Here is a 22,697-nt window from a genome sequence, read left to right on the forward strand (position 1 = left end):
GTTAAATTATTTTTCTTCTTTATTGCCTGATTTGTTGTTATCTACAGTTTTTTCATCAACAGTCGTCTTATTATCCTCATTTTGATTTATACTATCATTTTTTGTATCATCATTCCAAAATGTTGAACTTTTTTCATTTACCTTAACATTTTTCAACAAGCTATCGTCAACTCGTTTGGTATTAATAAAAGATAACGCAATTACAAAAATGAAAAAAAGCGTAATAAAAAATGATGTGATTCTTATTGCAACATTTGAAGATTTTGCTCCAAAAATAGAAGAACTACCACCTCCAAATACTCCCCCAATACCATCACCCTGTTCATCTTGAAATAAGACCAACAAAATAATCATAAATGAAGTAATAATAAAAAAGATAAATACTAAAAATCTAATTAACTCCAAAATTAACCCCTCTAATTGACTATCACCTTATTAACTATTTTCAAAAATGAATCTGCTTTTAAAGACGCACCGCCAATCAACGCCCCATCAATATCATTTTCTCCCATAAGACTCTCTATATTATCAATGTTAACAGAACCACCATACTGAATAATAATGTTATCTGCTGCTGATTTTGAATACAATGACTCAATTTCAAGCCGAATTGCTCTGTGAACCTCTTGTGCTTCTTCTTTTGTTGCTGTTTTTCCTGTTCCAATTGCCCATACAGGTTCATAAGCTAAAATTATTCGTTTAAGATCAGCTTCAGGCACAGAAGACAACCCTTTTTTAACCTGGTTTAAAACAACATCTAAAGTCTTATTATTCTCTCTCTCTTCAAGAGTCTCTCCAATACAAAGAATCAAATATTTAAATGAATGTTTAAGTCCTATAAGTATTTTTTTATTTACTATCTCATCAGTATCCCCAAGATAGGCTCTACATTCCGAATGACCAAGTATTACATAATCAACACCAAATTCCAAAAGCATAGAGGGCGAAATCTCACTTGTTCGTGCTCCGCTTTCTTCATAAGACATATTTTGAGCACCAAGAAGAATATTACTTCCCTTAATAACTTCAGAAACTTTATAAAGAGATGTAAACGCAGGTGTTATCATAACTACAACATCATTTTTAATATTCACCACTCCATCTACAATCTGCTTGGCAATATTTGCAGCCTCCGCACTTGTATAGTGCATCTTCCAATTTCCAGCTAAAAAAATTGGTCTCATTTTACTCATTATTTTATCCATTTGACTTCTCCAATACTTTTATACCTGGCAAAATTTTCCCCTCAAGATATTCAAGAGAAGCACCGCCACCTGTCGAAACATGGGTTATTCTTTCAGATAAACTAAATTTATTCACAGCTGCCACTGAATCTCCTCCGCCAACAACTGTAATTCCAGAGCAATTAGCCACATATTCTGCAACCTTTGCCGTACCTTTAGAAAAAGCATTAAATTCAAAAACCCCAAGAGGGCCATTCCAAATTACAGTCTTTGCACTAATAAGAGCCAATTCAATTTCTCTTAAAGTCTTATCACCAATATCCATTCCAATCTTATCACCAGGAATATCAGCAAAATTAACATATTCTGGAATAGAATCTTCGCTAAATTTACTTGCAACAACATGATCCAATGGCAAAATAATTTTTACATCTAATTCATTTGCCTTCTTTAAAAAAGATTCTGCTACATCAATATATTCATTCTCTAAAAGAGATTTTCCAATAGCATGTCCTTGTACTTTCAAAAAAGTATATGCCATTCCACCACCTATTACCATTACATTTGATTTTGGCAAAAGAGATTCCAATACTGCAATTTTTGAAGAAACTTTTGAACCACCGATTATTGAAACAAATGGGCTTTCAGGATTCTTTAAAATCTTACCCAAAAATTCATCCTCTCGTTCCATTAAGAACCCGCCAACAGCTGGTAAATAAGTTGCAAGTCCTGCTGTGGAAGCATGCGCTCTATGAGCAGTTCCAAAAGCATCATTTACAAAAACATCACCATTTTGTGACAATTTCTCTGCAAAAAGAGCACAATTTGCTTCTTCTTCCTTATAAAATCTTATATTTTCAAGCAAAACAATATCTCCATTTTGCATACAAGAAACAACATTTGTCACTTCAGGACCTATGCAATCAGTGAGCATCTTAACATCTTGTCCCAACAATTCTGATAATCTTTTAGCAACAGGCATAAGAGAATACTTAAATCTCTCTCCCCCTTTGGCCTGCCCAAATGGCTCATAAGAATAACTCTAGCCCCTTGAGACCTAAGATATTCTATTGTAGGCAAAGCAGCCCGAATTCTAGTATCATCAGTAATGTTCCCCTCTTTCAAGGGAACATTAAAATCACATCTTACTAAGGCACGCTTAGCCAAAAAATCAAAATCCTTTACTGTTCTTATTGACATATGTAATTACCTCAAAATCATTTAATCTTTTAATTTCTTCTTTTTCCTTATTTAAAAATTAATTAATTTTTATTTTATTTTTTTATTTAATTAATTTTTGTGCAGAATCAACTACTCTTGTAGAATATCCAAATTCATTGTCATACCATGATAGTACTTTGACAAAACCATTTAATAATACCATTGTCTCAAGACCATCAACTATTGAAGAATGAGAATTTCCTTTAATATCTGAAGACACTATTGGATCCTCTGTGTAACCCAAAATGCCACTAAGCTCTCTGGATTCTGATGCTTTTTTAAGCGCAGAATTGATTTCTTCTTTTGTAACATCCTTTTTCTTAAGTTGCACTGTAGAATCAACAATAGAACCTGTTGGTACAGGAACCCTCATAGAAGTACCATTAAGTTTACCCTTAAGATCAGGCAAAACAAGCCCAACAGCTTTAGCAGCACCTGTTGAAGTAGGAATAATTGAAAGAGCTCCAGCTCGTGCTCGTCTAAGATCAGAATGCGGCAAGTCAAGAATTCTTTGATCATTTGTATAAGCATGAACAGTAGTCATAAGACCTTGTTCAATACCAAAAGTCTCATGTAAAACTTTTGCAAGCGGTGCAAGACAGTTTGTTGTGCATGAAGCATTAGAAACAGCTTTCAAATCAGAAGTAATTTCATGATTATTTACACCAAGAACTATTGTCTTAATTTCATCCTTAGCGGGTACAGTTAAAATCACCTTCTTAGCACCAGCATAATCAACATGATCAAGATATCCACCTCTATCACTTGTTGCTGATGAAAAAACACCTGTTGATTCAATCGCAACATCAACTCCAAGTTTACCCCACGGAAGTTTTTTTGGATCACGCTCAGCGATAATCTTTATTTCCTTTCCATCTACTACAATCGCACCATCCCTTACCTCGACCTTTTTGTTATATATTCCAAAAGTTGAATCATACTTTAGAAGATGGGCAAGTGTCTTAGGATCTGTTAAGTCATTTATTGCAACAACTTCAATCCCTCTTTCAAAAGCAATTTTAAAAACATTCCTACCTATACGCCCAAAACCATTAATAGCTAACTTCATACAACTCCTCCAGCTATTTTTTATTATCTTTAGAATAATTAAATCATAAATTAATTAATCATAAGTGTCAAACTATTCCCTTATAAAAACTGTATATCCTTCCTGAATATAATCTCTTAAAAGCACAGATGATTTTAAACTTCCTCTGGAAATATAATCGCCAATCTCTTCAATCAAAATTTCACCAAGGATATCTGATTTATTATAGCCAATAAAACTAGAACTATCACTGTTACGTTTTAAAGCCCCCTCTTTGAGAACTAAAAAAACATCCCCTTTTTTTACATCATTCACATATCCGAGATTAATGAGAACATCATCTTTCTTAATCTGAAGTATTTTACCCTTTTTGGGTAAATAGTCATTAAAATCTCTAGCAAAAGCACTTAAAGCATCACTTAAATATAACATTCCTCCTGAATTATAATTAAAAGTCTTAACCTTAATACCTGTTTTACCTGAAAAAACATCTATTCTCAAATTAGCCGAATTCTTAAAAACATCTACATCAAGCTCAAACATTAAAAATAAATCAAGATTATTATTTCTTGCATAAGAAAATTCTTCAGAAAAACTACTTACCAAATAATCCTTATTTTTGTTATAATCAAATCTATAGTTAACTACTTCTAAATTTAGATTGCGATCAAGTATCCTTTCGGCATATTTTAAAATCAAATCATTTGCACCAAAAACTTTATTCTCATTTTGAGTAAAAATACCCACTTTATAAACTGTTTGATCATTATAAAGTTTATTTAGCTCACCAATAGTTTTATAACCATATTTAAAGAATAAGGATCTTCTAATGTCAAATGCAATCACATCATAAAAATCTAAAATTTTAGCATCCGTCACTTTCCTATGTTCGATTAAATAATAAAGTTCCTCATAAGCCATTACATCTAACTTCATAAATTTATAGATTTTCGCAAGTAAAAATCTAGCTCCATCATTATCGGGATAAATATCAATAGCATTTTTTACATTAAAAATAGCTTTTTCTAAGTTTAAATTTTTAAAAGCCTTTAATCCTTCACTTTCATACCTTTTAGAAATTTCTATATTAGTACGATTTTGTGGCAATGAACTCCTAAAATTAGACATAAAAAAACTTTCTTCAAGAGCTATATCATAAAATTCCAAGTCCTTTTTCATGCCTTTAGCTCTCTCCAAATTTAAAACAGCCTTATCTACTTTCCCAAGTTTTAAATAAGAATAGCCAAGCAAATAATAAAGTTCATCGGAATTCTGATCAACTAGTATTGCTTGTTGAAGAATATCAGTAGCATCCTCATACTTAGACTGATACAAATAAACAATCGCAAGTAAATGGTAAGCATCTGCAAGCCCGAAATCTCTGTAAGTAGTTCTTACTAACATTAAATAATTTTGAGCATATTTCTCAGCAACTCCCAAACTATTAGTCTTAATAGAAAATTCTGCCACCCTTTTATGAAAATCTGGCAAAGAAGTAAAATTACCTCTTACTTTATTTATTAAATGCTGCGCCTTATCATTCATATTCAATTTTTCATAAATATCCATAAGATGCTCAAATGAATTATAATTTGCTTGATTATACTCAAGAATAGCTAAATAATAATTAGCGGCTGCTATAAGCAAACCTTCTTCCTCAAAGATTGAAGCAAGACCTACTAAGGCATCAATATTATTTTTTTGCTCAGTTAAAACTTCCGAATAAAATTTCTTAGCCTGTGCCACCCCATTGTTTTTAAGCAATATATTTGCATAAAGAATCTTGTATGCAACATCACCATTAGACATTTTATAGGCCTTCTCTATAAAAAATTGAGCTTGATTATATATTTTTAACAGATAATAAATTTCTGCAATAAATTTATATGCCTCATAATAATTAGGATTAATCTTCACAGCTTCAAGAAGTTCGTCAATAGCATCATAATAGTTTTGCATTAAATAGTATTTTTGCGCTTTTTGATAATACTCGATTGCAGTTGTAGTAGCACCTATTAAACTCCCAAAATTTAAATTTAAAACTAAAAGTGTCATAAAAAATTTCTTTAAATTCATAAATCTTCCTTTTGAGAAATCTTTATTACCTTAATATTTCTTTGATGCATATTTTTAATAGTAAATATTAAATTATTATATTCTACTTTCTCATTTTTTAAAGGAATTCTTCCAAACAGATTGTAAACAAATCCCCCAAGAGTATCAAAATCTCCATCTGGAAGACTCAGTCCAAGTTTTTCATTTAAATCCTCAATTAAAACTCTAGCAGTACAAAGATAGCTTCCATCATCAAGAGGAACTATTTCATCAAGTTCATTATCAAACTCATCTTGAATATCTCCCACAATCTCCTCAAGGATATCTTCAAGTGTCACAAGACCTGAAACTCCACCATATTCATCAACTACAATAGCAATATGAATATGATTTTCTTGAAACTCTTTTAAAAGTGAATCGATTTTTTTACTTTCAGGAACGAACATAACTTTTCGCATAATATCTCTTAGATCAATCTCATAGAAATCCTTTTTCCACATATGTAAAAGTATGTCCTTAGTATGAATTATCCCAATAATATCATCTATTGTATCCCTATAAACAGGAAATCTTGAGTGATTACTAGATGTTACGACCCTTAAAATTTCATCTTTACTCCCAGAATAATCAACAAAAACTACACTTATTCTTGGAATCATAATTTCTTTCACAATTGTCTCTTTAAGAGAATGAAAATTTTTCAGCAAAGACGTTTCAAATTTCGATTTTTCCTCAATGTCTTTAGAGTCAATATTTTTTATTCTTTTATTTTTAAAATTCAAAAAATTGAACATCAAAACACCCTTTTGGTCTCTCTTAAAATCTTCTCTTGAATAATTAACATCTCTTCATTTTGAAAATCATTTGTCTCGTGAGTATATCCCATTAAATGTAAAATGCCATGTATGGTATTCCTTTGAAGTTCATCATAAATTTTAACACCAAATTCTAACGAACTAAATTTCAAGTATTCAAGAGATATAATAAGATCTCCTTGTATTTTATGTTTTATTTGTTTATTTTCTTCAAAATAATTAAAAGAAAGAACGTCAGTAGGTTCAGGTCTTTGTCGAAATTCACTATTTAACTTTTGGATATACTCATTGTTGCACAAAACAACAGAAAGTTCATATTCTCTGATACAAAGAAAATTGAGAACAGATAAAATAAAATTACGATAAGCATCCCAATGTTTAAAATTAACACCTTCCGCCCATAAATTTAACTCTTCTTCTATCAATTCATTATATCCTAAGAACAATTATAACTTAAAAAGAATATTATACAAACAAGACCTCAATTCTCTGGTAGAACTTTTTCAGCCATACTAAACTTTAAATAAATCTTTGATTGCACTTTTAAAAGAATCTTTTTGCATAAACCCAACAGAAACCTTTGGCTTTCCTCCAACAGGAACAAAAATAATAGTAGGAAGACTTTGTATGCCAAGTGCAACAGAAACTTCCTGCTCCTTATCAGTATTAACTTTATAAAAATCGATTCTATCTCCATATTCTTTTGAAAGTTCATCATAAACCGGAGCCAACATCTTACATGGACCACACCAATCAGCATAAAAATCAATTATTGCAGGCTTATTACCTTTAAAATTCCATTCTTTGTTATTTTCATAATCAAAAACTTTATCAATAAATTCCTGCTTAGTTAAACTAATTGCCATATTTTCTCCTAACTCAAATGCTAAATCAATTGAATTTTCATTATAGCATAAGTACAATATAATTAATAAGGGATTGATATAGAAATGAATTTGGTATTAATAAACCCAGATGAATTTAAAAATGGACTTACTCTTGACGACTTTAGAGTAAAACACATTACTGAAGTATTAAAACTTAAAAACAATGAAACATTTAAATTTGGTATCATTGGAGAATCAAACATTTATTCATGTGTATACCAAAAAAATAGTAAGCTTTTTTTTAGAGAAAATTATAAGATAGCAAAATCAAACATACTAAAAAAATTAAAAGTAATAATTGGTTTCGTAAGACCAATTGCAGCAAAAAGACTAATTACACATCTTGGAAGTATAGGGATATCTGAAATTACTTTTTTCAATGCCAAACTTAGCGAAAAATCATACTCATTCTCTAAGTTCTTTAAAGAAAAAGAATATGAAAAATATTTGATAGAAGGTGCTATGCAAGGTGGAATCACATACATACCAAAAGTCAACACTCTAAGCAACCTAACAGCAACTCTAAATAATATAAAATACGAAAACTTAAATACTACAAAAATATTACTTGACAGAGAGAGTAAAAGCAAATTGATTGATCTCAACATACAAACAGACAATGCTATTGTTATTATCGGACCAGAGAGAGGATTTACATCAAAAGAAATAAACTTAATCAAGGAATATGATTTTAATGCCTACAATATCTCATCAAATATTTTAAAAACAGAAACAGCGACAATCGCAGCATCCACGATTATCACATCAAAAATTCCTATCTAAGAATTATCTAACAATACCTTTAACAAAATAGTATGTTAAATCAAGAAAAAATTTAAATTTCTTAATTTATTGCTGTTTGATTTATAAGCTTATCATAAATATAAAGCTCAATTATTGATCCTTTCGATGCCTCATAAGGCAATTTTATAATCCCGCCTCTAGATTTAAAAGAATAAAGCAAAGAACTATTACCGTTAGTATTTCTTAGCTTAACCATTATATCTACACTAGATGGATACGTATCTAATTTATATGTCAAAATTCCAAAAACACCTGTATCAGTACCCCTTGGCTCATTAATAGCAAGTATCAATTTATCTATATTTTCAATTTTACTACCAGGAGATAAAGACTGAGAAACAACACTTCCAAAATCATTACCACTTGACAAGGTTATATCAAAATTAATTCCATCATTCAAAAGAGAAATAACCGCATCTTTATAATAAAGTCCAATATAATTTTTTGCATGTTTAACAAAATTTTCTACTTGTCCCTTACTTACCAAAAACTGAAGATCAACTAAATTTGTAATTTTAGTTCCCGGTGATGGTTCTTGCTGGATTATTGTCCCTTTTGGAAGAATACTCTCAACTTCAATAGGTTTTAACAAGTGATAAAGTACTCTATTATTGTTAACTGAATTGGCTTCTAAATTAATCATTACATCATCAACATTTTTCCCAACAAAATTATCAACTTTATTGATCACAGCTCCTTTACTAATAAAAATCTTAACTTTACTATCAAGTCTTAAAACAGTGCCTGCTTTGGGATTTTGATCTATTACTTTTCCTTTATCAAGAGAAGTGGATGAAAATTTAAGTTCGACATAAGGAATAAGTTCTTTATGTTGAAGCTCCGTAATTGCATCCTCAAGATAAAATCCACTTAAATTCGGAACAACAACTTTATTACCACCCTCTAAAAATAAAAAAAATATCGCACACGAAATAATTAAAGAGCCAAAAATGGTAAGAAATAAACCTCTGATTATCTGTTTTGGAAGAGTGTACACTTTGCTATAAAAATTTTCATTATATTCATTTGAATTATTAACACCCGGTTTTCTATTGCCTAGTAATAAATTACTATTACCACCATATGAAGATTTATTATCATTCAATGCCATATCTCCTTATGTTTAAAATTTTCAAGAAAAAATTTTACCTACTAAATCTTTATTGCCATTATAAAAAGTCTTATAATTCATAACCTTTTTCCCAACCCTTTGAAGTTCTAATAACAATAAAATGCCATCTCCCGTCTTTACCAGAAAGCCCTTATCGGGATCAAATGAAACAATTTTTCCTATCACTTGCTCACTATAATAATCATTAGTCTTTATAAAATCAGCCCTATGAAAAATGATTTCAACATCATCAATCTTAGCTCTTGCAAGTGGCCAAGGATTGCATGCATTAATTTTATTCTTAATCTCAAAAGCGCTCAAACTAAAATCAATAATTCTATGTTGTTTAGTGAAAAAAGAACAATATGTGGCCTGATTTGAATCTTGAGCAATTCCGATATCTCCTTTACCTAATTTATCCAAAGCTTTTAAAACAAGATCAAAACTATTTAAAGAAACATATTTAATGACATCAGAACTTGTATTAAAACTCTCTATTTTAAACTGATTTTGTGCTAAAATATTGCCACTATCCATTTCCAGAGACATTTTTTGAATGGTGATCCCACCAACAGCATCACCATTTAAAATGCTTGTTTGAATGGGAGAAGGGCCTCTATATTTCGGCAAAAGAGAAGGGTGCAAATTAAGGCATCCCATTGGAAAAATATCTAAAAATTCTTGTTTAAATATTTTTCCATAAGAAAAAACCAACATAAGATCAGGATTTAAGCTCTTAACCTTTTCTATCACATCAGAATCAAGTACAACAGGATCTAATATAGTAAGATTTCTATTGATAGCTTCACTCTTAATGCCATTGGCTCTTAAAAAAAGACCTCGACCGCTAGGTTTATCAGGAGCAGTAAGCACGCCAACTACGTTATACCGATCTCCTAATTTCTTTAAAAGATCTAAAGCAATAATATCAGAACTGGCAAAAAAAATTCTCAAGCCTTAACAATCCCCCTTTTTTTGGCATAAGATTTTAACAATTTATTTCTAAGTTTATCGTCATAATAATCAATAAAAAGCACACCTTTTAAATGATCCATCTCATGCTGAACAATTCTGCCTAAAATACCAGAATTCTCAATCTTAAAAAATTTACCATTCTCATCATAAGCCTCAACAACAATAGATTTTGGTCTTGAGAGATCATAATAAACCCCAGGGATACTCAAACAACCCTCCTTATAAACAGACAGTTCAACTGAAGTTTCCGTTATTAAAGGATTAATAAAAACTAAAGGCTTTGAGATTACATTTTCTCTAATCACAAAAATAGACAAATCAAGCCCCACTTGGGGGGCTGCTAACCCAACACCACGATTAACATCCATCATATTTATCATCTTAAAAATGATTTCCCTAAGTTCATCATTAATATTTAAAACTGACTTTGTTGTGATTCTCAATAAATCATCGGGATAAAAAACCATTTCCATAAAAATCCTCATAAAACTTAAAATAATTTAAACTATGATTTTATTTGTCCAAAAAACTTCCATTCTTCGTTCTCGGTTTCTGAAAAATAAATACTACCCTTTCTAGACTTAGGAAGAGCATAAATCTTACCTTCCCCTTCATCCTTAAATACAAAAAACTCCTTAAGTTCAACTTTTGAAGGGAGAAGTTTTTTGTCTTGACCATTCATTCTCAGTCTCCAATTGCCATTCAATGTTTTATAAAAAAAAACCTTGTCATTAAGAGTATTAATCTCATAATTATTCTTTCTATATACACGATCATCCAATTTAGAAATCCCTAACGCGTAATTTAAAAATTCTTGATTGCATTTCACAGTATATTTAATAGGCTCAACATACACAGCCTTAACCTGCTCGCTCTTTGAATCAACAAAAAATAAGGCAGGACTCCTCTTTAAATTAATTTCGTTAAAAATTTTATTATTTACATCAATGATTAAAAAAACATTGTTTTTGGCAACATCTTCAATTAACTTATCACCTTCAAAAGATCTTATAAAATCTTTTATTAAATTATCTTTGGTGTCTCTTCCCACCAAAATTAAAACATTTTTATGGAGTTTCCTGGCTTCATCCATGGCATCCTTATAAGAATTGTGAAAAGTAATATCAACTGAAACCGAAAATAAATACACAAAACCAAAAGCAACAAATATTACAACTAAGACTATAGACCTCATATCTTACTAGTTAACATCTCTAAAAATTTTAATTCATCACCACTAAGATGCTTTTTTAAATTAAAATATACAAATTCGTGATAATTATTAATATACTCTAATTCATCCTTTGAAAGCATTTCAGTTACTATTAATTCTTTTTCAAAAGGCACCAAGGTTAGATTTTCAAACTCTAAAAAAGTCCCAAATTCATTGGAATAGCTTTGTTTGACAAAAACTAAATTTTCAGTCCTAATTCCATATTTAGAACTTCTATAAATTCCAGGTTCAATTGAAGCAATCTCAGAACCTTTAAAGAAATAATTAGACAAAGGGCTAATAGAAACTGGAAGTTCATGCACATTAAGAAAAAATCCTACCCCATGACCTGTTCCATGAGAAAAATTCAACCCATGTCTTAGCAAAGGCAATCTAGCAATGCCATCAAGAGACGCACCCGAAATACCAAATGGAAATTTTAAAGATACAAGAGCAATAAAAGATTTAAGGACTAAAGTATAATCTTCCCTCTCTTCATAAGATGCCTCACCAATTAAAATAGTTCTTGTAACATCCGTTGTACCAAGTCCAAGATAAGAACCCCCAGAATCTATTAAAAGCAATCCATTACTATCAAGATTCTTAGCTCCCTTTTTAGGCCTATAATGCGGCAATGCTGCATTTTCTCTAAAACCAACTATTGAATCAAAACTAGAGCTAAAAAACTTATCTCTTGTTTTCCTAAAATCTAAGAGCATATTTGCAACATCAACTTCATCCAACACAGAAAGTTCATCTTTACTTAAATTTTTAAACTTATATAAAAACTTAATCAAACCTACGGCATCAATAATATGAGCTTCTTTCATCTTGCTAATCTCATAATCAGATTTTATTGCCTTAAATTCCTTAACAATACTTTGTCCAAGTACCGCATTTGATTGGCCAATAGACTCTAACACTTTAACATTACTTTCAACTGGTATAAAAAATTTACCTTCATGATTAATCTCTGCTAAAAATGAATAAAAGTTATTATAATCCTCAATCTCAAAACCCTCTGTATCAAGTTTGTCCTTTAAATCAGAATCAAGTTTATCAATATCAATAAAGAGAACATTTTTATATCTCTCACTTCTATCAATGAATAAAAACGCATAAAACAAAGCTGAAGGCTTAATATCTAAACCTCTTAAATTTAAAAGCCAAGCTATTTCATCCAAAGCACTTATAACACAAAAATCAACTGCATTTTCTTCTAATACTTCATTTACTCTGCCAATTTTAACTGTTCTTTTATCATTTTGTTCAATCTCAATCAATTCAAATACTTTATTGCTTTCTAAACTAGGTCTATCATGCCAAATTTTCGAAATCAAATCCTCATGCAAGATTTCAATCTCTGTATGTCTACAATTTTTAACTAGGTCATTATAAAAATTTATACTAACATCTTCAGCATAAATACCAAGCCTTAAACCCTTAAGATTTGCATTGATATATCCAAAAATATCTGGATATCCTTTAACTCCAAGCTTAATTAATTTAAATTCGGTCTCCTCAAGTTCACTTGAAGCCTGTAAAAAATACCTTCCATCTGTAAAAAGCACTGCTTCTGTTTCTGTAACAATTACTGTCCCAGCACTTCCTGTAAATCCTGTAACAAATTCACGAACATTAAACCTAGCATGAGAATATTCGCTCATATGTGGATCATAACTTGCTATCAAATAGGCATCAATTTTGCTCTTCATCATCAAATTTCTCAAAGAGAACATCTTTTTACTAGTTTCCACCATATAAGCAAGCTCCTTAGATTTAAAAAGTAATTTTTATTTTAATTATAACAAATAAGGCAATTTTTTAAAATTGAATTATTTGTTATAATCTAATTTAATAGTAAACCTAAAGGATACAAATATGAAAAATATTAAAGCTGTTATCTCTGATTCTGATGGCACACTTTTACTGTCAAATAGTCAGATAGGAGCTTTTAGTGAACTCGTAATAAAACAATTAACCAAAGAAAATAAAAAGTTTATTATTGCAACGGGAAGAAGTAAAAATGAAATAATACCTCTTATAAAAAACTTAAACTCACACGTTTCATTTTTTATAACATTAAATGGGGCAAGAGTTTATAATGCTCAATGGAAATTGATAAGCAGCTATGATTTATCAGTTGAAATTGTAAATGAAATTCTAACTCTCAGGGCAAATAACTACAAAACCATACCCCATTTTTTACAAAAATCTGACAATATGGATGAAAAACTTTATGCTGATAACATCACTAAAAATGCTATTAATGAAATGTTTAAAAAACATGTATTATTAAGACAACACAAGAATATAGAACATCAACTACACGATATGAACATAAAATATCACGAGGTCAATCATTTTAGAGAAATCAAAAATTTTCACAATATAGCAAAAATCTTATTGTTGCATGATGAAGAATCGAAACTCATTAAATACGAAGCAATGATTTTGGAAAAATATAAAAAAGACATAAATGCTTATCTGTCAACACCACACTCGCTTGAACTCGTTAACAATAAAGTTTCTAAGGGAACTGCATTAAAAGATGTACTTCAAAGAGTCAATATTGATTTAAATGAAACAATTGCATTTGGAGACGGTTTTAACGATGTAGATATGCTAGAAAATGTAAAGAAAGGATTATTAATGGGAAATGCAAATTATAGATTAAAACAAATGTTATCATATTTAGAAATAATAGGTACCAATGATAACGAAGCTGTTGCATACTATATCAATGACAACATTTTAGAAGAAACCCCTACGCAGGATGGGATATAATATGAAACAAGACTTAATCAAATATGCAGAACTTATTATCTTGAAAGGAATTAACCTACAAAAAAATCAGTGCGTACTAATTACAGGACCAATTGAAAATTATGAATTTTTAAGAATCTTAACACAAAAAGCCTACGAACATGGGGCTAAATATGTAGAATTAAATATTGAAGACACTGAAATTTTAAATACAAGATTAAAATCATCGTCAGAAGAATCCTTGAAATTTATTCCTAATTTTAAGCAAAAATTTTTTGAAGAAATGGTAAATGAAAAATGGGCCAAAATACATATTGAGAATACAGAAAATTTAGATACATTAAAGTGTAATGATAGCAAAAAAGTATCAACGTATTCTAAAGCGCTAAGACTTGCCGCAACAAAAATTTCAAATGCGGCAATGAACAATGAATTACCTTGGTGTACAATTTGTGCTCCCGGTCCAAGATGGGCCGCAAAAGTTTTAAATAAACCTGAGAATCAACAAACACTAGAAGAATTTTTTAAAATTCAAAAAAAGATTATGTTACTTGACTCAAAAAATCCAGTAGAAGCCTGGGAAACTCATAATAAAAAACTGCATCAAAGATGTGATACCCTGAATAAGCTCAAATTAGTAAAAGTAATCTTCAAAAATCAGAAAACAAATCTAGAAATATATCTTTTAGAACATTCTATTTGGACGGGCGGAAGTGAAAAGTTAATAGGTACAGATATCGAATTTAACGCAAATATGCCTACTCAAGAAGTTTTTACAACGCCAAACTATAAAAAAACAAATGGAATTATGCATGTCACCCGCCCAGTAACAATACTTGGAAAATTAATAACAGAAATATGGTTAGAATTTAAAGACGGAAAAATAGTTGATTTTGAATGTGATAATGAACAATCAAGAAATGTATTGAAAAAACATATAGAAATAGACATGCAAGCACAATATATAGGAGAAATTGCACTGGTAGATAATAGTTCTCCAATATACCAAAGTAAGCTTACATTTTACAATACTCTATACGATGAAAATGCAAGTTGCCACATTGCATTAGGCAAAGCCTATCCTTCTTGTTTAAGTAATGGGCAAGCACTAAAGACTGATGTTGAAAAATTAGATTATGGTTGTAATGTTTCTTTAATTCACACAGACTTAATGATCGGAAGTAATGACATAAAAGTTACTGGCATTGACAAATCAGGCAAAGAACATACAATAATACGAAATGGGCAATTCGTAATATAAAAAACGGAGTAATCTAACCATGATAAAAGAGTTATTAACAAATGAACTTTTCTTATCTTGTTTTGTTTCAGGCATTGCCGCACAAATGATCAAATACTTTATTCAAGCAAAGAAGGCAAAAAAAATCAAACTCAACCCAAGATATCTTTTAAAAAGCATCTTTTTGGAAACTGGGGGAATGCCCAGCAGTCATTCTTCAACAGTAACAGCCCTTGCAACATCAATACTAATAAAAGAAGGAATAAATACCAACTTTATTATTGCTTTGGCTTTTGCATTAATAACAATACGAGATTCATTTGGGGTTAGATATATGGCAGGCGTACAAGCAGAATACCTAAATACATTGTCAGAACAATTAAAAATGAAAATCAAAATTGAACCTTTAAAAATCAAAGTAGTCAAAGGGCACAAAAAAAAGGAAGTATTCACAGGAATACTCATTGGAATAATTGCTGCATGGGCAGTATGTAGTAACTAAGTAATATAATCAATAAATTATAAAGGGAAAAATGAATTTACTAAAGTTTTCACATATATCAGTATTATTGTTAATTTCATGCAACATGGCAAAATTTGGAGACTATAAACCAATATACTTCAAAGAAGAAAAAGATTTAAAATCTGCAAATGATTACATAAATTCATTAGGATATAAAACAATATCTGAATATACAACAAAAGTAAACATATTAGATTTCCCCAACTTCAAAGAAATCACAATAGATAAATTAGTTGACCTTAATGATCATGATCTTAGAAAAATCTTTTTTTAAAAAAACTGCCTAACCTCTTTAACTTAGAAAACAAAAAAATACTCTATGTAGAATCGTCATTTAGCAGTAGCGATCTTAGAAAATTAAAGCAAGATCAAAATATTGAAGCAGAAATGCATTCCTTGAGTTATAAACTTAAAATTCAATATTTTTCGATCATAACATTCATAATAATCATAACGCTTTTATTGATACTAAACATCAAATATGCCCCTTTTATAATACTCTTTCTAATAAGTTCATGTATAATATTCATATTTAGCGATGAGATATTATATTTTTATCCCCTAACCATACTCTCTTATCTATTATTCACATTAATTGATAATTTCAATAAAAATTACAATAAAATATACCTAAAAGATATCAGTTTTGAAGTATTAATTAAGAAAATCAAAATTCCAGTATTTTTATTTATATTTATAATATTGTATTTTACTCTAATCTTTAATTTTTTAACCACTAATCTTGAAGCAATTCTAATTATTTTTGTAGCAATATCAACACTCTGTATTTTTTTGATATTCACTTGGATAAAAACTGAAAGTAAATTTAAATACACATTTTTATCCTTAATTGAAATAAAAGAAAAAAAACAAGAAACAAAAATCATAAAATCTAAACTACTCATACATATAGTGCTATTTATAGCCTCATTAATGCCATTTTTTTATGCACAGAATATATTAAATTCTTATAAAAATTTTAATTATCTTTATAGCAAAAAACTGAACTATTTTGATTACTTAAATCCCAATAACATTTACTTAATAGTGGGACACAATGAAGAGCTTCCAAACATCGTAGGTTACATGTATCACATACATTACCAGAACGAACTCAAATATAAAATTACGTCTGAATATGGAAAGATCAACACAAATATCAAAGAAGATTATTTTGAAATAAAAAACAATAAAATCACTATCAATCCAAAAACTATATACAAAGTAGACAAAGAATTTATATCCAAAAATCTTAATAAAGAAATTGCAGGACTATTCTTAGACAATGGAAATCCAATCTTAATATATAAAGAAACATCAAAAAATATTACAGTCAATAAAAATAATTTTAAAATTTTATTTATGCTATCATTGCCATTTTTCTTATTGCTATTCCTATTTAAAGCGATAAGGTTTACAATTCTCTTAAATATGAATGAAAAAAGTTACAAAAAATATATTAGAGGAAATATCTAATGCTCAACTCAGAAGTGTCAAAAATAAAAAAACACCATAAAGTCAATATAGATGAAATTCAAATACCTGAATGCGTTTTAATTCCACTAGAAACAGAAAATTCAAAATCAACAATATATATTATTGAAAACCAAAGAATTGGAGAAGGACAAATACTATCAAAAAATAAAAGTGCAGAACTATACATATATGCTCCGATATCTGGAACAATAGAAAAAGTATACACAGCCAATCTGCCAAATGGGCATCAGTTGAAATCAGCATTAATAGATTCCATGGAAGAATCAATAATGAACAAGAACTCGTAATTGAAGAAGAATCAAGAGAAAAAACACTGGAAAAGTTAATTCGACTAGGAATTCCCTGGTTTAATGAACATTCCTTATTTCAATATGTTAGTAAATGTAAAAAAATAGATAAAATGCTGTTGTTGCTAAACGGAAAAGATGCATTCACAAATATCTCAGAAATATTAATAAAAGAAAAATTAGATAAAATTATCTATGGATTCAAAACAATCGATAAGATATTTAAATTTAAAGAAATATTAATAATAGTGAATAATTATAACTTAAAAAAGGAACTTGGGCATATAAATATCTTTAAAGACAAAAGATTAAAAATTAAATTAATTCCCAATATTTCATATCCATATTCAAATCACGAAATAATAATGCATTTTTTATACAATGAGGAACATACAAAAAACAACATAAATCCAAATAAAAACATACTCTTGACAAATGTTGAAGATCTCTATAACGTGGGTAGCACACTAAAGACAAATTCCCCTTACAAAGAAAAATTTATCACTATAAACGGCAATAAAAAAATACAAAGCAAAATAATTAAAGTCAAAATTGGAACATCGATACAACAAATCATAAATGAAAATATTGATATGAAAAAATACAATATATTTTTAAATAATCCAATAAACAAAATGAAAATAGATAACTTGAATTTACCCATAACAAGAGATATATACAGCATAACAATCTTAAAAAAAGAATCGTTATTTAGTAAGATTAAATCTTTAAAACTCCTAGCTTTTCACCATTATGCATGGAAGAGCTTATTCTGTCAAAAATTAAGGGCAAAGGCAATCTTGCAAATAAACAATTTAAACATCTACAATACACTGAATCTGAAATAGAAGATGAAATAAATAAAGTCAAAAAAGAAATAAAAGAAAAAATCTTAAATTTGGGTTTTCATAATGAACCAATATACACTGAAAATAACTTAAAAGATATATATTTAACTATTATCTTAGCTTTAATGCCTAGTCTAATATTTTCCTTTACAAACAATACAAAATTTTTAACTGACACCTTAATACTAACACTTGTAAGTCTATGCCTATATATTCCAATAATGATAAAACCCAAACAGAAATATCTCCCTTTCTTTATATATAATGCATTAATGATCAATATCATTTTACCTTTAAGTTTATCCATCATATTAAAAATAATGGCACTAATCTTTACTTTTTTAGTATTTTTTTATTTCTCAAAACTTGATAAAATCCTTGTAAATCCCATATTAATTTCGTTTGTGTTTTTATTACTCAATTTCCCATCAAGCTTCAAACAAGCATACCCTAAAGAACTCTCAAAACAAGAAGGCATAATTCCTACCTGGAATAAAACAATTAATCAAAATTCAACTATTCAAAATTTAGGAAGCTTAAAAAAACTCAAAAGACATGAAAATAAATATGTTGATACAATTGAAAAATTCATAAATGATAAAATATTGTTTCATCTAAACATAATGACATCAAGATTTCATATTGAAAAACTGTTTGGGCTGCAAAATGAAAAATATCTATCACCTATTCTCATTTACATTGGTTTTTCATTTATTCTAGGCAAATTCATATTGTATAAGTTAATACCATTATCCTTTTATATAAGTCTACTGCTAATTGCCTATACACTAAAAAGTCTTGGTCTTTACAGCTATATTAGCTTTGATATGTTAACTCTCATAATGTCACCAATTCCAATGATCTTAGTATTCACAATGGGTACAGAATTACAAATAGCGCCTCACTTTAAATTTGAACAAATACTTTATGGACTTACATTATCTTCAGCATATTTTATAATATTAAGTCATATTCCACTGGAAACTTTATCAATTGTAATAGCTATTTTCATATTACAGATAAGTTCAGCATTAATTAAAAAATACAGTTTAACATTTCACATCAAGAAAATAATGTATCACTTAAGTATGAACAGGGCAAAAGTAATAGAACATAAAAACGAAAATGGAGAAGAAATCATAAAATTATGAAAAATAATTTAATAATGTATTTGTTAATAAATAACTTGTTATTAATAAACTTTATCGGAATTGAAGATATCAGAATCAAAGATAATAAAACATTAGCAAAAAAATATTTAATTATCATAATAACGGCCTTTGTAATTTATTCATGTATTTTTAATATCTACAAAATACTATCAGAATATAACCTCTTATTTATAATACCAATTATATATATAATATTAATCTATATACTAACTTTAATATTAAAAATATTAAACAATATCTCAATTGCTTACAACAATAAATCAAAATATTCAAACGATTTTTTACTATCCAATAGTAGTTTAATTGGAGTCACATTTTTTGCTCTAGACAAGAGTCATAGTTTTTTAGAAGGAATCACAATACTCATCCTATCTGCACTTGGTATCTTAATAGCTCTCACATTGACAATACTAATAAAAAGAAACTTTGAAAAAAGAACAACATCAAAATTGCTGGTTAATGAAACAGTATATTTTTTTATAATGTTCATTTTATCTTTAATTCCAAATATAATTATATTAATAAATAACAGCGAGAGTATATCATGAAAGAAAAAATAAACGAACTTTTAAAACAAATTAAAAATGATTGGAGGAAGCTTTGACAGCGATAAAATCAAAATACAGATTGAAGAATATGAAAAACAAATAAATAACAAAAATTTTTGGAATGATAATAAAAAAGCGCAAGAAGTTCTTAAAAAGCAAAATATTTTAAAAGCTAAAATTACACCTTGGGAAAATTTAATATGCAAACTCCAAGACTTAATCGAACTTTGTGAAATCGTAGAAAGCGAAAAAGACATATTACTATTAAACGAAGACATTAATAAACTAAGCGAGGAATATAAGAATCTTCTTGTATTATCTTATTTCAAAGAAGATATTGATATAAATGATGCATTTCTGACAATCCATTCAGGAGCAGGTGGCACAGAAGCTTGTGATTGGGTTAGTATGCTATATAGAATATACTTAAGATATTCTGAGAAACGTGGATACAAAACAGAACTCATAGACTTACTTGAAGCTGAAGGTGGCATTAAATCTGTTACAATTGAAATAAAAGGAAAATATGCTTACGGATTTTTACAAAGTGAAGTGGGAATACATCGTCTCGTAAGAATTTCTCCTTTTGATGCTGCAAAAAAAAGACACACATCTTTTGCATCTGTTTTTGTTGATCCTGTAATCGATGATAAAATTGAAATAATAATTAAACCAGAAGATATTAGGGTTGACACATACAGAGCTTCAGGAGCAGGAGGCCAACATGTCAATAAAACATCATCAGCCGTTAGAATTACTCACCTTCAAACAGGCCTAGTAACTCAATCTCAAACTGATAGAAGCCAACACAGAAATAAAGAACTAGCAATGAAAGTATTAAAATCAAGACTTTATGAACACTACAAAGCATTAGAACAACAAAAAAATAAATCTAAACAAGAAGCAAAAAGAGATATATCTTGGGGGAATCAAATAAGATCTTACATTTTTCAGCCTTATACCCTAGTAAAAGATCACAGAACTAAATTTGAAAATCCAAATATTATCTCTGTTATGGATGGAAACATTGATAACTTTATAGAAGAATATCTAAAATGGAAAAATTTAAGTTAATCATAACAACATTATTTTTAATCTTAACAATAGAACTAATATATCCTCAAAGTAATATTGAGTATGGCTTTTCTTATATCATTAATACGCAAGATGAAAATAAAAATATTAAAGAAGGTATCGAACAAATATTAGATAAAATTTACAAAACAATAAATGAACATATCATCAATAACAATGACAAAGATTTTATAAGGCGAATTTACATACACCAAAATATACTAGATAAAGAACAAGAGCTAAGCAGACTAAAAGAAAATATGGATAAAAAAAAACTTGAAAATAAAATAAGTTCAAGAGAAGAAGTTAAAACCGAAATTAAAATTAATGATCTAAAAAAGAAATTGAAACAATTAAAATTAAACAAAAAAAACTTGAGGAATATCTTATGAATTTAAAAAAGATAAAAGCACAATATAAAAATAAAATGAACATAGAAAAAACACATTTATCAAATTTGAATACGGAATTTCTCCTAAGTCAAAAATTATTTTTTATCAACTACATAAATTTAAAAAAAGTAGAAAAACATTATGTAGTTGAAATTAATAATATCACTCCCCAAGGGATTAAAACTAAAAAAGAAATTTTTAGATTATCATCATCCGTTGATGATATTGCAAATAAAATAGCAGAACTTAGCTTTGAAGAAATACTAGGAAGAGAATTTATTAAAATTAGAATTAATATCATTAATAACTTAGATGCTAAAATATATATCAATGAAGAACTCGTATCAAAAGGGATATATAACAATGATACATGGGATATTTCTGAACTTTCAAACAAGGAAATTGACATTAATATCACAAGCGCAACTTATAAACCCTACAGAGTAAAAATAAAGGTTAAAAATGGGGATACAATTAACTTAGATGTCAAATTACAAAAAACAAATGCAAAAAAAATATTAATTACAAGTAACGTAACATCCAAAGTATTCAAAAAGGGAATATTCATAGGAGAAACACCAATTGAAATTGAAGAGCCTGAAGTTACAGAATCTGTTTTATTGCAAGCTAAAGGATATAAAAACATGTTTAAAATCATAAATAAAGACGATAAAGAAATTAATGTAGAAATGCTCAAAGACAATAAAAACGAGCTCATTCTCAAAAGAGACCTATTCTACACTAACCTAGGGGTCTTTTCACTAAGTTTAATAGGCACTGCCTTTACCATAATAAAATACAATGAAGCGGCAGAACTTTATAACATAGCTTTAAGGAATATAGCTAAACATAGGATAACACCCAAAGATTTATACAATGCAAAATCAGAACACATGATTACAACATTCTTACTTGGTACAGGTATAACATTTTCTATTGGGAGTTTTATACCATTAATAATTCATTTGGTAAAATATATTCAAGAAGCAAGCAAAGGTGAATAGATTATTATAAAATTCATTTAGTAAAAAATAAAA

General features: G+C 28.7%; 18 protein-coding genes and 4 pseudogenes. 9 read left to right on the forward strand and 13 right to left on the reverse strand.

The window, feature by feature from the left end; translation table 11 throughout:
- Positions 1–6 precede the first annotated feature (6 nt).
- The 8 genes and pseudogenes from secG to trxA form a co-directional block, all read right to left on the reverse strand.
- The gene (gene secG, locus ACWUD1_RS00250; protein WP_472756600.1) at positions 7–405 is read right to left on the reverse strand and encodes a preprotein translocase subunit SecG; all 399 of its coding nucleotides are present in this window, start codon (positions 403–405) and stop codon (positions 7–9) included.
- Positions 406–416: 11 nt separating this feature from the next.
- Positions 417–1,184 carry a triose-phosphate isomerase gene (tpiA, locus tag ACWUD1_RS00255; RefSeq protein WP_472756896.1) on the reverse strand — a complete coding sequence of 256 codons (768 nt, stop codon included), beginning with the start codon at positions 1,182–1,184 and terminating at the stop codon, positions 417–419.
- 13 nt (positions 1,185–1,197) lie between these two features.
- A pseudogene (locus tag ACWUD1_RS00260) lies at positions 1,198–2,384 on the reverse strand (phosphoglycerate kinase).
- 82 nt (positions 2,385–2,466) lie between these two features.
- Positions 2,467–3,474 (reverse strand): type I glyceraldehyde-3-phosphate dehydrogenase, encoded by a 1,008-nt coding sequence (gene gap, locus ACWUD1_RS00265; RefSeq protein WP_472756601.1) that lies wholly within the window; start codon positions 3,472–3,474, stop codon positions 2,467–2,469.
- Between the two features lie 72 nt (positions 3,475–3,546).
- Positions 3,547–5,529 (reverse strand): tetratricopeptide repeat protein, encoded by a 1,983-nt coding sequence (locus ACWUD1_RS00270; RefSeq protein WP_472756602.1) that lies wholly within the window; start codon positions 5,527–5,529, stop codon positions 3,547–3,549.
- On the reverse strand, positions 5,526–6,302 hold the full coding sequence (locus ACWUD1_RS00275; protein WP_472756603.1) for a hemolysin family protein: 777 nt from the start codon (positions 6,300–6,302) through the stop codon (positions 5,526–5,528). Before ACWUD1_RS00275 ends, ACWUD1_RS00270 begins: the two co-directional genes overlap by 4 nt.
- Complete coding sequence (gene ybeY / locus ACWUD1_RS00280; protein WP_472756604.1) at positions 6,302–6,748, reverse strand: rRNA maturation RNase YbeY; 447 nt, start codon at positions 6,746–6,748, stop codon at positions 6,302–6,304. Before ybeY ends, ACWUD1_RS00275 begins: the two co-directional genes overlap by 1 nt.
- 87 nt (positions 6,749–6,835) lie before the next feature.
- Positions 6,836–7,189 carry a thioredoxin gene (gene trxA, locus ACWUD1_RS00285; protein WP_472756605.1) on the reverse strand — a complete coding sequence of 118 codons (354 nt, stop codon included), beginning with the start codon at positions 7,187–7,189 and terminating at the stop codon, positions 6,836–6,838.
- Positions 7,190–7,273: 84 nt separating this feature from the next.
- Here trxA and ACWUD1_RS00290 point away from each other — a divergent pair, with 84 nt between their 5' ends.
- On the forward strand, positions 7,274–7,993 hold the full coding sequence (locus ACWUD1_RS00290) for a 16S rRNA (uracil(1498)-N(3))-methyltransferase (protein ID WP_472756606.1): 720 nt from the start codon (positions 7,274–7,276) through the stop codon (positions 7,991–7,993).
- 61 nt (positions 7,994–8,054) lie between these two features.
- Here the strand turns inward: ACWUD1_RS00290 and ACWUD1_RS00295 are convergent, their stop codons facing one another.
- The 5 genes from ACWUD1_RS00295 to ACWUD1_RS00315 form a co-directional block, all read right to left on the reverse strand.
- A complete protein-coding gene (locus ACWUD1_RS00295; protein WP_472756897.1) occupies positions 8,055–9,011 on the reverse strand; it encodes a PASTA domain-containing protein in 957 nt (318 codons plus the stop codon).
- 135 nt (positions 9,012–9,146) lie between these two features.
- Entirely contained in the window at positions 9,147–10,079 is a 933-nt protein-coding gene (gene fmt, locus ACWUD1_RS00300; protein WP_472756607.1) for a methionyl-tRNA formyltransferase, read from the reverse strand.
- Positions 10,076–10,573, reverse strand: coding sequence for a peptide deformylase (gene def, locus ACWUD1_RS00305; RefSeq protein WP_472756608.1), 498 nt, complete (start codon positions 10,571–10,573; stop codon positions 10,076–10,078). The genes fmt and def overlap by 4 nt, the downstream gene beginning before the upstream one ends.
- Before the next feature lie 32 nt (positions 10,574–10,605).
- Positions 10,606–11,295 (reverse strand): hypothetical protein, encoded by a 690-nt coding sequence (locus ACWUD1_RS00310; RefSeq protein WP_472756609.1) that lies wholly within the window; start codon positions 11,293–11,295, stop codon positions 10,606–10,608.
- A complete protein-coding gene (locus ACWUD1_RS00315) occupies positions 11,292–13,070 on the reverse strand; it encodes a M24 family metallopeptidase (protein WP_472756898.1) in 1,779 nt (592 codons plus the stop codon). The genes ACWUD1_RS00310 and ACWUD1_RS00315 overlap by 4 nt, the downstream gene beginning before the upstream one ends.
- A gap of 124 nt (positions 13,071–13,194) precedes the next feature.
- Between ACWUD1_RS00315 and ACWUD1_RS00320 the strand changes: the two genes are divergently transcribed.
- The 8 genes and pseudogenes from ACWUD1_RS00320 to ACWUD1_RS00355 all read left to right on the forward strand — a co-directional run bounded on the left by ACWUD1_RS00320 (position 13,195) and on the right by ACWUD1_RS00355 (position 22,664).
- Positions 13,195–14,100, forward strand: a complete 906-nt coding sequence (locus ACWUD1_RS00320; RefSeq protein ID WP_472756610.1) for an HAD family hydrolase — start codon at positions 13,195–13,197, stop codon at positions 14,098–14,100.
- A gap of 1 nt (position 14,101) precedes the next feature.
- The gene (locus tag ACWUD1_RS00325) at positions 14,102–15,340 is read left to right on the forward strand and encodes an aminopeptidase (RefSeq protein ID WP_472756611.1); all 1,239 of its coding nucleotides are present in this window, start codon (positions 14,102–14,104) and stop codon (positions 15,338–15,340) included.
- Between the two features lie 19 nt (positions 15,341–15,359).
- Entirely contained in the window at positions 15,360–15,821 is a 462-nt protein-coding gene (locus ACWUD1_RS00330; RefSeq protein WP_472756612.1) for a divergent PAP2 family protein, read from the forward strand.
- A 31-nt stretch (positions 15,822–15,852) separates the two neighbouring features.
- Positions 15,853–17,318, forward strand: a pseudogene (locus tag ACWUD1_RS00335) (hypothetical protein).
- Positions 17,318–19,625: pseudogene (locus ACWUD1_RS00340) on the forward strand (RnfABCDGE type electron transport complex subunit D). Before ACWUD1_RS00335 ends, ACWUD1_RS00340 begins: the two co-directional pseudogenes overlap by 1 nt.
- Positions 19,622–20,194: a hypothetical protein gene (locus ACWUD1_RS00345; protein ID WP_472756613.1), complete on the forward strand. Its 573-nt coding sequence runs from the start codon at positions 19,622–19,624 to the stop codon at positions 20,192–20,194. Before ACWUD1_RS00340 ends, ACWUD1_RS00345 begins: the two are co-directional and overlap by 4 nt.
- Positions 20,191–21,268 (forward strand): peptide chain release factor 2 gene (gene prfB / locus ACWUD1_RS00350; protein WP_472756614.1). Its coding sequence is split into 2 segments (ribosomal slippage): positions 20,191–20,246 and positions 20,245–21,268, totalling 1,080 coding nucleotides; the frame shifts between segments, so codons are not numbered across the junction. The genes ACWUD1_RS00345 and prfB overlap by 4 nt, the downstream gene beginning before the upstream one ends.
- A pseudogene (locus ACWUD1_RS00355) lies at positions 21,250–22,664 on the forward strand (hypothetical protein). The gene prfB and the pseudogene ACWUD1_RS00355 overlap by 19 nt, the downstream one beginning before the upstream one ends.
- The last annotated feature ends 33 nt before the right edge of the window (positions 22,665–22,697 follow it).

This window comes from Borrelia tillae (genome assembly GCF_055693965.1).

Bases quoted from the DNA above. Each gene is read 5' to 3' on its own strand.
- ACWUD1_RS00330 (WP_472756612.1), top strand. From the start codon at position 15,360: ATGATAAAAGAGTTATTAACAAATGAACTTTTCTTATCTTGTTTTGTT.
- ACWUD1_RS00320 (WP_472756610.1), top strand. From the start codon at position 13,195: ATGAAAAATATTAAAGCTGTTATCTCTGATTCTGATGGCACACTTTTA.
- ACWUD1_RS00290 (WP_472756606.1), top strand. From the start codon at position 7,274: ATGAATTTGGTATTAATAAACCCAGATGAATTTAAAAATGGACTTACT.
- trxA (WP_472756605.1), bottom strand. From the start codon at position 7,189: ATGGCAATTAGTTTAACTAAGCAGGAATTTATTGATAAAGTTTTTGAT.
- ACWUD1_RS00325 (WP_472756611.1), top strand. From the start codon at position 14,102: ATGAAACAAGACTTAATCAAATATGCAGAACTTATTATCTTGAAAGGA.
- ACWUD1_RS00345 (WP_472756613.1), top strand. From the start codon at position 19,622: ATGAAAAATAATTTAATAATGTATTTGTTAATAAATAACTTGTTATTA.
- tpiA (WP_472756896.1), bottom strand. From the start codon at position 1,184: ATGAGACCAATTTTTTTAGCTGGAAATTGGAAGATGCACTATACAAGT.
- gap (WP_472756601.1), bottom strand. From the start codon at position 3,474: ATGAAGTTAGCTATTAATGGTTTTGGGCGTATAGGTAGGAATGTTTTT.
- ACWUD1_RS00310 (WP_472756609.1), bottom strand. From the start codon at position 11,295: ATGAGGTCTATAGTCTTAGTTGTAATATTTGTTGCTTTTGGTTTTGTG.
- def (WP_472756608.1), bottom strand. From the start codon at position 10,573: ATGGAAATGGTTTTTTATCCCGATGATTTATTGAGAATCACAACAAAG.
- ACWUD1_RS00275 (WP_472756603.1), bottom strand. From the start codon at position 6,302: ATGTTCAATTTTTTGAATTTTAAAAATAAAAGAATAAAAAATATTGAC.
- ACWUD1_RS00270 (WP_472756602.1), bottom strand. From the start codon at position 5,529: ATGAATTTAAAGAAATTTTTTATGACACTTTTAGTTTTAAATTTAAAT.